This is a genomic window from Amycolatopsis sp. NPDC034160, from assembly GCF_055575355.1.
The window spans coordinates 284741-296652 of the sequence record NZ_JBVISU010000001.1; the positions used below are offsets into that span (position 1 = coordinate 284741).

Sequence of the window (11912 nt, forward strand, 5' to 3'; positions counted from 1 at the left end):
CTCCTCACGTAGCGGGCGGTTCGAAGCGGCCGTCGACCGCGGTCCAGCCGCCGTCCACCGCCAGTACGGCGCCGGTCACGAACGACGACGCGTCCGAGGCCAGATAGACGACGGCACCGGCGAGTTCGTCGGGACGAGCCCATCGGCCGAGCGCGCCTTTGGTCGCATAGGCGTCGTACCAGGCCGGATTCGCTTTGATCTGCGCTGTCAGCGGGGTCTCGACGACGCCGGGCGCGATCGCGTTCACCCGCACCCCGGCCGGGCCGAATTCCGCGGCGGCCGTGCGGAAAAGCTGCACCAGACCGGCTTTCGTCGCCGCGTACGGGCCCTGCCCCGGTTCGACGGTGGTGCCGCGGATCGAGGAGAACCCGATGATGCTGCCCCTCCCGCGCTCGACCATCCCGGCCCCGAACGCGCGGACGACCTCGAACGTCGCGCCGAGGTTCAACGCGATCACCCGGTCGAATTCCTCGCGGGTGTATTCGAGCAGTCGTTTGCGCACGTTGGTCGCGGCGGTCAACACCACGATGTCGATCTCGCCGAGTTCCGCCGCCGCTCGGGCGGCGGCACCGTCCGAGAGCAGGTCGATCTCGTACGCCTGCCCAGCGCCGGTTTCCTCGGCGGCGGCGACGTCGCGGTCGGCGACGATCACTTCGGCGCCGTGCGCGGCCAGCGCCCGCGCGGCCTCGCGGCCGATCCCGCTGCCGCCGCCGAGCACCACGGCCCGCCGTCCGTCGAGGCGGAACAGGTTCTCATAAGTCACGGCCGCAGCACCGCCATCCTCGTCACGGTCAGTTCTTCGACCGCGAACCGCGGCCCTTCCCGCCCGATCCCGGAGTCCTTCACGCCGCCGTACGGCATGGTGTCGGACCGGAAACCGGGTACCTCGTTGACCACCACGCCCCCGACTTCGAGTTCGTCGAGCGCGCGGAACGCGGTCTTCAAGGACGTGCTGAACACCGAAGCGTGCAGGCCGTAGCGTGAGGCGTTGACCGCGTCGAACGCCTCGTCCACGTCCGCCGCCGTGCGGATACAGACGACCGGGCCGAAGATCTCCTCGTCCCAGCATTCGAGGCCGTCGGGCACGTCGAGCAGCACCGTCGGCCGGATGACCGTGCCGTCCACCCCGCCACCGGCCAGCCGCGCACCCGCCGAAGTCGCTTTGTCGACCCACTCTTGGACGCGCTGCGTCGCCCCCGGGTCGATCAAGGCCGAAACCCGCGTCTTCTCGTCACGCGGGTCTCCCGTGACGACCTCGCCGAGCCGCGCCAGCAGCCGTTCGGTGAACTCCTGGGCCACCGCCTCGACCACGAGCACGCGCTGCACCGAGATGCACGCCTGCCCGGACGCGTAGAACCCGCCGCGCAGCACCGCGTCCACGGCCGCGTCGAGTTCGGCGTCTTCCGCGACGACGAGCGCGGCGTTGGACCCCAGCTCCAGCAACGTCTTCGTGGGCGCGGCGTCGCGCGCGATCCGGTGCCCGACCAGCGCGGAGCCGGTGAACGACACCGCGCCGACGCGCCGGTCCGTGACCAGCGCCGATCCGACGGCCGCGTCGCCGGTGACCAGCTGGACCATCGCGGGCAGTTCGGTCAGCTCGCGGACGAGGTGGACCAGCCACAACGTCGCCAGCGGGGTCTGCGGCGCGGGTTTCACCACGACCGGGCACCCGGCCGCGATGGCGGGCGCGATCTTGTGCGACGCCAGCAGCAGCGGATAGTTGAATCCGGCGATGCCGACGACCACGCCGATCGGCTTGCGTTTCCAAAATCCGACGAGCCCGTCGCCGGACGGCAGCAGATCGAGCGGCACAGTCTCCCCGTGCAGCCGCGAGACCTCTTCGGCGGCGGCCTGCCAGGTGACGATCGTGCGGGCGACCTCGACCCGGCAGTCGACCAACGGCTTTCCGGTTTCGAGAACCAAAAGCTGTTCGAACTCGTCACGCCGGGCTTCCAAAGCAGCCGCGACGTCGTTCAGAAGCGAGCGGCGGACACGGGACGGCAGGGCGTCGACCCGCTTGAGCACCGCGACGGCCTCGTCGATCGCCCGTGTGGCCAGCTCGGGCGTCCCGACCGGCGCGCGGCCGATCTCGCTCCCGTCGTACGGGAAGGTCACCGGCGCCATGTCCATAGTGGACACCCATCGGTCCCCGATCGGCAGACCTTCGGGGTACTCAGCCATCGTCCCCTCCCCTCAACCGTGCCAGCTCGGCCCGCAGATTCGGCGCGGCGGCCAGCAGTTCCCTGGTGTATTCGTGTTGCGGCGCGTCGTAGACCTGGTCGACGTCGCCCAGTTCGACGATCTCCCCGCGCCGCATCACCGCGACCCGGTCGCAGACGTGCCGCACCACGCCGAGATCGTGCGAGACGAAGATCAACGTCAGCGAGTACAGCTCGACCAGTGACGCGAGCAGGTCGAGGATCTGTTTGCGCACCGAGACGTCGAGCGCGCTGACCGGCTCATCCGCGATGAGGACGCTCGGGTTCGGCGCGAGCGCCCGGGCGATCGAGATCCGTTGCCGCTGCCCGCCGGAGAACTGGTGCGGGTACCGCCAGGCGGCGTCTTCCGGCAGGCCGACCGCGTGCAGCAACTCGGAAACCCGCGCGGGATCCCGGCGCCCCAACGGCTCGGAGATGATGTCGCGCACCCGCATCCTCGGATCGAGCGAACCCATCGGATCCTGGAAGACGATCTGCAGTTCCGACCGCAGGAACCCGAGTTCACGTTCGGGCAGCGTGTCGATGCGCTTGCCCTGGAACGAAACGCTGCCGGCCGTCGGCTTGTCGAGGGCGGCCAGCAATCTGACCAAAGTGGACTTTCCCGAACCGGACTCGCCGACGATGCCGAAGCGCTGGCCTGCCTCGACGTCGAACGAAACGCCACGCAAAGCGTGCACATCGCGACGCTGGTAGCGGCGTTCCAGGTCTCGGACCTCGATCATCATCGGCTCGCCCCCAGATCCGAAGCAGCCAGCAGTTTCCGGGTGTACTCGTGCTTCGGCGTGGTCAGGACATCGCGCGTGGTGCCGGACTCGACGATCTCGCCGTCCAGCATCACCAGCACCCGCTCGCAGACCGACGCCACGACGGCGAGATCGTGCGTGATGAACAGCAGCGCGCTCTCCCGCTCACGGACGCCGTCGAGGATCAGGTCCAGGATCTGCGCCTGCACGGTGACGTCCAGCGCCGTCGTCGGCTCGTCGCAGATCAACAGCTTCGGATCGTTGGCCAGCGCGATCGCGAGGACGACGCGTTGTCGCTGCCCGCCGGACAGTTGATGCGGATACGCCCGAACGACACCAGGCAGACCGACGGACTCCAGCAAGGCTTCGGCCTCCGCACGCGGATTCCCTCCGCTGCGGTGGATCCGGATCGGCTCCGCCACCTGCGCACCGACCCGCATCGCCGGGTTCAGCGCGGTCATCGGCTCCTGGAACACCATCGACATCTCGTTGCCGCGCAGCCGCGAAAGCTCCTTCTCCGGCGCACCCAGCAACTCGCGGCCGTCGAGCTTCACCGAGCCGGACGCGACGAGTTCTTCCGGCAGCAGTCCCATGATCGACAACGCCGTCAACGACTTCCCCGAACCGGACTCGCCGATCAGGCCGACCCGCTCACCTCGCGAGACGTCGAACGAGACGCCGCGAACCAGGTCGCCGATCCCGAGGCCGTGGACTTCGAGGGTCATAGCCGCGCCGCCAATCGGGGGTCGAGGCGATCGCGGAGGCCGTCCCCGAGCAGGTTGAAGCCGAGGACAGCGATGGCGATCGCGACCCCGGGTACGAGCGCGAGCCGCGGGTGCAGGGTCAGGAACACCTGCGATTCCTGCAGCATCCGGCCCCACGACGGGGTCGGCGGGCGCGTGCCGAAGCCGAGGAACGACAACGCCGCTTCCGCGAGCACGGCGATCGCGAACGACACCGACGCCTGCACGATCAGCAGTCCGGAGATGTTCGGCAGCACATGTCGTGCCGCGATGTTCAGTCGCGACCGGCCCGCCGAGCGGGCGGCCAGCACGAACTCGCTGCTCATCACCTGCAACGTCCCCGACCGTGCGATCCGGGCGAACGACGGGATGGTCGCGATGCCGATCGCCACCATCGCGGTCAACGTGTCCGCCCCGAACACCGCGCCGAACATGATCGCCAGCAACAGCGCGGGGAACGCGAGCACAAGATCGTTGACCCGCATGACGAACTCGCCCAGCCAGCGAGACGACATCCCGGCGAGGATGCCCAACGGCGTCCCGATCAGCGCGGCGATGCCGACCGCGACCACGCCGACGTACAACGTCGTCCGCGCGCCGACCATCAGCTGGCTGAGCACGTCACGGCCGAAGCTGTCCGTGCCGAACAGGTTCGAGCCGCTGAACCCGTGCAGCCGGTTGGCTGCGTCGACCCGCACCGGGTCGAACGGTGTCCAGACGAAGGAAAGCAGTGCGGCGAGCACGATCAGCGCGACCAGGACGGCGCCGATCACGAGACTGCGGTTACGCATCAGGAACCCCGCAATCTCGGGTCGAGCACCGTGTAGAGGACGTCGACCACGAAGTTCACCAGCAGCACGCCGACCACCAGGACCAGCACGATCCCTTGCACGGACAACAGATCGCGCGACGCCACCGAATCGAGCAGCATGCTGCCCAAACCCGGCAGGACGAACACGCGCTCGACGACGACCGCGCCGACCAGCAGCGTCGCCAGTTGCAGGCCGAGCACCGTCACGACCGGCACGGCGGCGTTGCGCAGTCCGTGCCGGAACAACGCCTGGAACGGCCGAAGTCCCTTGGAGCGCGCTGTGCGCAGGTAGTCCTGTCCGAGCGTGTCGAGCACCGCGGACCGGACGTATCGGGTCAGTACGGCTCCCTGCACGAGTCCCAGCGACAGGGCGGGAAGGACGAGACCGCGGAGGAATTCGCCGGGGTCCTGCACCGGGGGCGTCCAGCCACCGGAGGGCAGCCACCGCAACTGCACGGCGAAGATCTGCACCAGGATGATGCCGGCGAGGAACGCGGGGATCGCGACACCGAGCTGCGAGAGCCCGGAAACCGCGGTGCCGTCGGCCTTCCGGTGCCGCACCGCGGCGAACGTCCCGGCCGGGACGGCGATCAGCAACGCCACCAGCATCCCGGTCCCGACCAGCCACAACGTCACCCCGAGCCGGTCGGCCAGCGCCGGTCCGATCTCCTCGCGGGTGACGTACGAGCGGCCGAAGTCGCCGTGGGCGACACCGCCGATCCAGTCGAAGTACTGCGTCACCAACGGCCGGTCGATGCCGAATTCCGCACGGGTCTTCGCGACCAGCTCCGGCGTCGCGTTGACGCCGAGTGCGACCTGCGCCGGATCACCCGGCAGCACGGCCATGAACAGGAACACCACGATGGACGCGACCAGCACACTGGCCACGAGGATCGCCAGGCGGCGAAGGACCCTGACGGTCATCGCGGCGCCAATCCCGTGAGGTCGAAGGACTCGCTGACCTGGTTGCGCACGAAGCCGGTCACCTTGTTCTTCGCCACGATCAAGTTGGGGAACAGGAAGAGCCAGTCCGCGGCGGCGTCCTCGGACAACTGCCGGGCGACCTTCCGCATCGCTTCGATCTGCTCCTGGGGTGTTCCGCTGTCGGCCTTCGCCAGGTTCTGCTGGACGGGCTTGCTGTCGTAACCCCAGTAGTACTTCGGCCTGCCGAAGGTGACGATGTCGCGCGCCTCGACGTGCTGGATGATCGAAAGGTCGTAATCGTGGTCGGTGAAGACCTGCTTGAGCCACACGGCCGGGAAGTCCAGCGGTTCGATCGTCACCGTGATCCCGACGTCCGCCAGTTGCGACGCCACCACCTGCGCGGCCGAGACCGCGTACGGCAGGTTCGGAATCCGTAGCCGCAGCGGCGGAATCGGCCGTCTGACTTCGGCGAGCAGTACTTTCGCCTTCGCGGGATCGAACGGATACGCGTTCGAGAGATCCTCATACCAAGGGTCCGTCGGCGGGACCATACTGCCGATCAGCGTGCCGCGTCCGGCCCAAGCCGTGTCCAGCAAGGCTTTCCGGTCGATCGCGGAGGACAACGCGCGCCGCACGCGGACGTCGTTCAGCGGCGGGCGGGCGTTGTTGAACGCGAGCGTGACCTCGCTGTTCGTCGTGCCTTCGACGACGGTGAACCGGTCGTCGCTCTGGAACTGCGGGATCGAATCCGGCACGGTGATCGCGGAGATGACGTCGATGCCGTTGCTGAGCAGGGCGTTGTTGAGCGCCGTCGGATCCTTGATGTACTTGAGCACCACCGTCGAGTACGCCGGTTTCCGGCCCCAGTACGCGGGATTCTCCTTGAGCACGATGGAATCGCCGCGCCTGCGCGAGGACACCGTGTACGGCCCGGTGCCGATCGGCTTGTTCGCCAGATCCGCGACGCCGGTGGCGCTGAACATCGCGCCGAGACGGCTGGTCAGGCTGAACAGCCAGCCGTTGCTGGGCTTGGTGAGCACGACCCGCGCGTGATCGGGCGCCACGACGTCGACCCGGTCGACGACGTCCATTGTGGACTTGATCGACACGGTCCAGTCGGATTTGACGCGCATCAGCGAGAATTTGACGTCCTCCGCGGTGAACGGCGCGCCGTTGCTGAACTTCGCGTTCTCGCGGAGCTTGAAGTCGTAGGCCTTGCCGTCGGGGGAAACCGTCCACGATTCGGCCAGCAACGGCACGATCTTCGCGTCCGCGTCGAGTTTCACCAGGCCCTCGTAGACGTTGTAGAGCAAGGCCTGCGGAATGGCGGCGCCGTCGGTGCGGGTGAAGTCGAAGTTCGCGGGTTCCGCGGTGTACCCGACGGCGAGCGTGCCGGGATCCTTGGCGACAGTGGCACTCGAACCGGCAGAGCAGCCGGACGTCACCAGCAGCAACGCTGCCACTGCCGCGTGAATCCGGGCTTTCATCCTGCCCCCTGACCGGTAGACTGGTCTGACCAGTAAACCAGACGAGACGGCAGGGTCAAGATGGAATTCGAGCCGGTCTCCCCTGTCCGCGCGTACCAACGGGTCGTCGAGCAGATCGAGGAAGCCGTCTTCAGCGGCCGGATCAAACCCGGCGACCGGCTCCCGAGCGAACGCGAGCTGATGGTCCAGTTCGACGTCGGCCGCTCGACGGTGCGGGAAGCGCTCCGAGTGCTGCAAGCCGCGGAAATGATCCGCTCGCGCCCCGGCGATCCACGCGGCCCCGAGGTCCTGGCCGCCTCGCCCGCCGCGTTGCACCGGTCCATGCACCGGCTGGCGCGGGCCGACCACATCGGCCTCTCCGAATTGCTCCAGTTCCGCATGGTGCTCGACGGTTCCGCACATCTGCTCGCCGCGCAGCTCAGGACCGCCGAGCACCTCGCCGAATTGGATGCGGCACTGGAAGCGATGCGCGCGGGCGTCTCGAAGGGGTTCGCCGAATTCAGCCACGCGGACGTCGCGTTCCACGAGGCCATCGCCCGCGCGACCGGGAATCCGCTGCTGGTGACCAGCGGTGAGGTCGTGCGCGGCGTCGTACTCGAACTCATCGAGGACAAACTGGAGCACGCCGACGACCGGACGGCGTTGATGCGCAACTGGCTCACGCATCACGAAGAGGTACTGGGAGCGGTCCGCGACTCGGACGGCGAGCGCGCCTCGCGGCTGGCGAAGCAGGCGCTGTACGACAACTACGCCGAGTACGTCCCCGAAGAACGACGGCGTCTCTTACAGCCACTGCTTTAGTAACACTCTGTCGCGCCGGGCCGACTCACTTCTACACTCGCTCAAGTGGGGGATGCCATGGAGCCTTCGACAGCCCGGCAGGGTGTCGGTCTCGCGTTGTCCGGCGGCGGCTACCGCGCGATGCTCTTCCACACCGGCGCCCTGTGGCGGCTCAACGAACTCGGCTGGCTGTCGAAGATCTCGACGTTCTCCAGCGTCTCCGGCGGTTCCATCGCGGCCGGGATACTCGCGCACGCGTGGCCGGATCTGGACTTCGAGAACGGCATCGCGAACAACTTCTACGACGAAGTCGTCGCGCCGGTCCGTAACCTGGCGCGCACGCGGCTCGACATCCCGGTCACCTTGCGCGCCATGGCCATTCCCTGGCGAAGCGCCGGCGAAGAACTCGCGCGGGTGTACGCGAAACTCCTGTTCGGCGACTGTTGCCTCAGAGATCTGGACCCGGCGGGACCGCAATTCGTCTTCACCGCGACCAACCTGCAGGACGGCGCGCTGTGGTGGTTCTTCCGGCAGGACGGACCGCACGGGAACATCCCGCTCGCGACCGCGGTGGCCGCGTCGTCGGCGTTCCCGCCGATGCTCTCACCGGTGGTCATCCACGATCCGCTTTCGGCCAAGGCGCGCAAGAAGATCGTGCTGAGTGACGCTGGCGTCTACGACAACCTCGGCCTCGACCCCGTCGAAGGACAGTGCGCGACGGTGCTGGTCAGCGACGCCGGAAAGCGGATGAAGATCAAGCAGAAGGTCCCCCGCGACTGGGGACGACAGTTGCTGCGGGTCCTCGACGTGATCGACAACCAGGTCCGCGAGCTGCGGCGCGGCGCGCTGCTGAAGTCCTATGTGGAGAAGGAATTCGCGGGCGGCTACTGGGGAACCTACGTCGATCTGGAGAACTTCGAACTGGCGGATTCGCTCCCGGCGCCCGTCGACCTCACGCACAAGCTGGCGGAAACACCCACTCGGCTGACGAAGCTGCCCGAAGCGTTGCAGGAGCGGTTGATCAACTGGGGTTACGCGGCTTGTGACGCGGGGATGCGGCGGTGGGTCGAGCGGGAGGCGGCGGCTCCGGCGGGGTTCCCGTTCCCGAAGTCCGGCCTCGGTTGAGCGTCCCCCAATGCTATGAAAGGTCCTTTCCTTGCGAAATTTGCAAGGAAAGGACCTTTCATAGCGCGCTTTTGGTCAGGCGACCAGGTTCGCGTAGACGATGACGTTGTCCTTGTAGCTGTGCTCTTCCTGATCGAAGACGCCACCACAGGTGATCACCCGCAGTTGCGGTTTGTCCGTGTTGCCGTAGACCGCGTCCTCGGGGAACTGATCCTTGGGAACCTGGTCCTTCTTCTCGACCACGAACTTCAGGACCTTGCCGTCACTGCGGTCGACGAGGATCTCGTCGCCGGGGTTGACGTCCTTGAGCTTGTAGAAGATGCCCGGCTGCTTGTTGCCGTCGACGTGCCCGAGCAGGATCGCCGGGCCGACGTCGCCGGGCACCGGGGAAAGCCGGTACCAGGCGGCCTGCATCGGGTTCTTCGCCGACGGGACGGACATCTTGCCGTCCTTGCCGATCGCGACCGTGACCAGACTCGACTCCGCGCCGATCTTGGGAATCTTCACGCTCGTCGGGCGAACCCCGTTGAACGGCTTGACGACCGGCGGAGCCGATTCCGACGGCGCCGCCTGCGCGGCGGGCGGGGCGGGTTCGTCGGTGCCGCAGCCCGTCAACGCGAGGGAGAGGACAAGGGCGGCCGCGGCCAGGCGGCCGCCCTGCGTCAGGAGTTTCATCCGATCAGGCCGCGGTGGCGCCGAAACCGGTCTCGATGCCGCCCTTGGGCTTCAGCTTGACCTGCTTCTCCGGCTTGACACCCGGCGCGTTCGAGCCACCGCCGACCGTCCCTTCGATCTCGATGTCACCCTTGCCCGGCTTGCCGTCACAGGTCCAGGTGAAGGTGCTCGAGGTGCCCTTGAAGCCGGGCTTCGCCTTGATCATGTAGACCCACAGGTAGGCCTCGCCACCGTCCTGGAACACCTCGACGATGTCGTAGTCCGGCGCGGTGACGTCGGTGGGCTCCGAACCGCAGAAGATGGCCAGCGCGCCCTCGGTGCCCTCGACATATCCGGCGCCGACGTTCAGCACCGGCTTCGGCGGGGTGGTGGGGGTCGGCTTCTCCGAGGTGGAGGTCGGCGAGGGCGAGCCGGAAGTCGGCTTGCCGCTGGTCGGCGTCGGCTGCTGCGACGACGAACCCGGAGTGCTCGTTTCGGACGACGCCGGGGGCGCCGTCGTGACCTTGCCGCCGGACCAGGACGGCTCCGCCGGAGCGGAAGACGTGGTCTCGGGCGGAGCGGGGGACGAGGTCGTCGATTCGGTCTGCGCCATCGCGACCGGCGTCACGGCCAGCGAGATGACGGCGCCGGCCAGCACCGCGCCCGCGACGCGACCCAACGTCTTCTTCAAAGTGATCTCCCAGTGGAAAGCATCGCAACGCATGGTGACCCCCACCATGCGACCACCCAGGGGATTCCCTCTTTCGGGTGGCAGCGCGATCCTGCCGTAAAAAGGCTGCCGGACCGTAGCGATTAGACGGTGACAAAACCCACTGGAAGAACCGGTAACGCCGGGATGATCCGGCCCGATACAAGGGCCCGAAGTCCGCTCAACAGAGGGAATCCTGGCAGCGACGAAGAAATGTTAACACCCGGAGGGCCGGAACGGCCGTACTGCGGAAGCATTCTTTCCGCTTCCTTCGAACACCTCGAAAACTCCCGTTTTCATGGCCGAAGCCGTGTCAGAACACCAGGTACAACGACACGCCGAGGGAGAGCGCGCCGAGGAGACCCGCGACGAGCAACCACGGCTTCGGCGACGTCCGCTTCCGCACCGCCCGGCCGCCGCCCACGGCCGCGGTCAGCAGCCCGGCGCCGAACCCGATCGCGGGGATGAACGTGGCGAGAGTCCGGTTCTCGGCGTCGCAGGTCCAGATCCCGGCACTCGGGCAGGGCCGTGACGCGAATTCGGCGACCAGGCCCGCCGCGACGATCGCGAGGAAGCCGAGTACCAGGAGCCAGAACAGACCCCACATCCATTGACCGAGCCGCCGGGGCGCTTTCGTCTCCTCCACGCTCTCCAGGTTAAGGCGCTAGCCGAGCGCCGAGGCCAAATCCGTCCAGAGATCTTCCGGATCTTCGAGTCCGACGCTGAACCGGACGAGTCCGGCGGGCACGTGCGCGTCACCCGCGAGCCACGCCCGCCGCTCCACCAGGCTCTCCACCCCGCCGAGGCTGGTGGCGGCGCGGATCAACCGCAGCGAGCCGATGACCTTGTCCGCGATCTGGGCGTCCGGGAGTTCGAACGCGATCATCGTGCCGGAGCCGGGATAACGCACCCGGGTGATCGCGGGGTGGTCGACCAGCCGCGCGGCCAGGAGCGCGGCCGTGCGGGTCTGCTCGGCCAGCCGGACCGGCAGCGTCCGCAGTCCGCGCAGGGCCAGCCAGGCTTCGAGAGCTCCCGGGGTCGCCCCCAGCCTGGTGCGCGCGTCACGCAGGTCTTTGGCGACGGCTTCGTCGGCCGCGATCGTCAGTCCGAGCAGCAGATCGCTGTGCCCGCCGATGAGTTTCGTCGCGCTGTGCACGACGATGTCGGCGCCGAGGTCCAGCGGCCGCTGCCCGAGCGGCGTCGCGAAGGTGTTGTCGACGGTGACCAACCCGTTCGCGGCGGCGGCGATCGTCTCGATGTCGATGACGTCGAGCGTCGGATTGGTCGGCGATTCGAGCCAGAGCAGGTCGGCGTCCGCGGCCGCGACCCACGCGTCCGTGTCGTCCGGGGCGATCTCGGTGACCGCCAGGCGGCCGGTGCGCTGGGCGTGCGCGAGCAGTCCGCGAGACCCGGCGTAGGAGAACGTCGGTACGCAGACCTTCGCGCCGACCGGCAGGGTGTCGACGACAGCGCTGAGCGTCGCGATCCCCGAGGCGAACGCGGTGGCGTGCCCGCCTTCGAGCGCGCCGATCGCGGCTTCGAGCGCCTCCCAGGTCGGTGTGCCGTCCTCGCGTGAATACGCGCGGTCGGCACCGGCGTCGAAGGTGCTCGCCGCGACGATCGGCACGTTCAACGGTTCGCCGGGGCCCTCCGGGCGTCCGGCGGCGACGGCGAGGGTGCGGGGTGACCAAGCGTTCGTGTCCACCCCGCCACCGTA

At 68.1% G+C, this 11912-nt stretch carries 13 protein-coding genes; 2 read left to right on the plus strand and 11 right to left on the minus strand.

The window, feature by feature from the left end; genetic code table 11:
* Window positions 1-4: 4 nt before the first annotated feature.
* The 7 genes from ACZ54P_RS01395 to ACZ54P_RS01425 are packed head-to-tail and all read right to left on the minus strand — an operon-like array spanning window position 5 to window position 6927.
* A complete protein-coding gene (locus ACZ54P_RS01395; protein WP_465459596.1) occupies window positions 5-763 on the minus strand; it encodes an SDR family NAD(P)-dependent oxidoreductase in 759 nt (252 codons plus the stop codon).
* The gene (locus tag ACZ54P_RS01400; protein ID WP_465459597.1) at window positions 760-2181 is read right to left on the minus strand and encodes an aldehyde dehydrogenase family protein; all 1422 of its coding nucleotides are present in this window, start codon (window positions 2179-2181) and stop codon (window positions 760-762) included. The genes ACZ54P_RS01395 and ACZ54P_RS01400 overlap by 4 nt, the downstream gene beginning before the upstream one ends.
* Entirely contained in the window at window positions 2174-2944 is a 771-nt protein-coding gene (locus tag ACZ54P_RS01405) for an ABC transporter ATP-binding protein (protein ID WP_465459598.1), read from the minus strand. Before ACZ54P_RS01405 ends, ACZ54P_RS01400 begins: the two co-directional genes overlap by 8 nt.
* Complete coding sequence (locus tag ACZ54P_RS01410; RefSeq protein ID WP_465459599.1) at window positions 2941-3687, minus strand: ABC transporter ATP-binding protein; 747 nt, start codon at window positions 3685-3687, stop codon at window positions 2941-2943. Before ACZ54P_RS01410 ends, ACZ54P_RS01405 begins: the two co-directional genes overlap by 4 nt.
* Window positions 3684-4496, minus strand: a complete 813-nt coding sequence (locus ACZ54P_RS01415) for an ABC transporter permease (protein ID WP_465459600.1) — start codon at window positions 4494-4496, stop codon at window positions 3684-3686. The genes ACZ54P_RS01410 and ACZ54P_RS01415 overlap by 4 nt, the downstream gene beginning before the upstream one ends.
* Complete coding sequence (locus tag ACZ54P_RS01420; protein WP_465459601.1) at window positions 4496-5440, minus strand: ABC transporter permease; 945 nt, start codon at window positions 5438-5440, stop codon at window positions 4496-4498. The genes ACZ54P_RS01415 and ACZ54P_RS01420 overlap by 1 nt, the downstream gene beginning before the upstream one ends.
* Entirely contained in the window at window positions 5437-6927 is a 1491-nt protein-coding gene (locus ACZ54P_RS01425) for an ABC transporter substrate-binding protein (RefSeq protein ID WP_465459602.1), read from the minus strand. Before ACZ54P_RS01425 ends, ACZ54P_RS01420 begins: the two co-directional genes overlap by 4 nt.
* A 60-nt stretch (window positions 6928-6987) precedes the next feature.
* Here ACZ54P_RS01425 and ACZ54P_RS01430 point away from each other — a divergent pair, with 60 nt between their 5' ends.
* Together ACZ54P_RS01430 and ACZ54P_RS01435 are read left to right on the plus strand one after the other, a co-directional pair.
* On the plus strand, window positions 6988-7728 hold the full coding sequence (locus ACZ54P_RS01430; RefSeq protein WP_465459603.1) for a FadR/GntR family transcriptional regulator: 741 nt from the start codon (window positions 6988-6990) through the stop codon (window positions 7726-7728).
* A gap of 57 nt (window positions 7729-7785) precedes the next feature.
* Window positions 7786-8832, plus strand: coding sequence for a patatin-like phospholipase family protein (locus ACZ54P_RS01435; protein WP_465459604.1), 1047 nt, complete (start codon window positions 7786-7788; stop codon window positions 8830-8832).
* 75 nt (window positions 8833-8907) lie between these two features.
* On the opposite strand, the gene ACZ54P_RS01440 is transcribed toward ACZ54P_RS01435, so the two are convergent.
* The 4 genes from ACZ54P_RS01440 to ACZ54P_RS01455 form a co-directional block, all read right to left on the minus strand.
* Window positions 8908-9507, minus strand: a complete 600-nt coding sequence (locus ACZ54P_RS01440; RefSeq protein WP_465459605.1) for a class F sortase — start codon at window positions 9505-9507, stop codon at window positions 8908-8910.
* Window positions 9508-9511: 4 nt separating this feature from the next.
* Window positions 9512-10177 carry a hypothetical protein gene (locus tag ACZ54P_RS01445; RefSeq protein WP_465459606.1) on the minus strand — a complete coding sequence of 222 codons (666 nt, stop codon included), beginning with the start codon at window positions 10175-10177 and terminating at the stop codon, window positions 9512-9514.
* A 331-nt stretch (window positions 10178-10508) separates the two neighbouring features.
* Window positions 10509-10841 carry a hypothetical protein gene (locus ACZ54P_RS01450; protein WP_465459607.1) on the minus strand — a complete coding sequence of 111 codons (333 nt, stop codon included), beginning with the start codon at window positions 10839-10841 and terminating at the stop codon, window positions 10509-10511.
* 18 nt (window positions 10842-10859) lie between these two features.
* Window positions 10860-11900, minus strand: a complete 1041-nt coding sequence (locus ACZ54P_RS01455) for a trans-sulfuration enzyme family protein (RefSeq protein ID WP_465459608.1) — start codon at window positions 11898-11900, stop codon at window positions 10860-10862.
* Window positions 11901-11912: the final 12 nt, after the last annotated feature.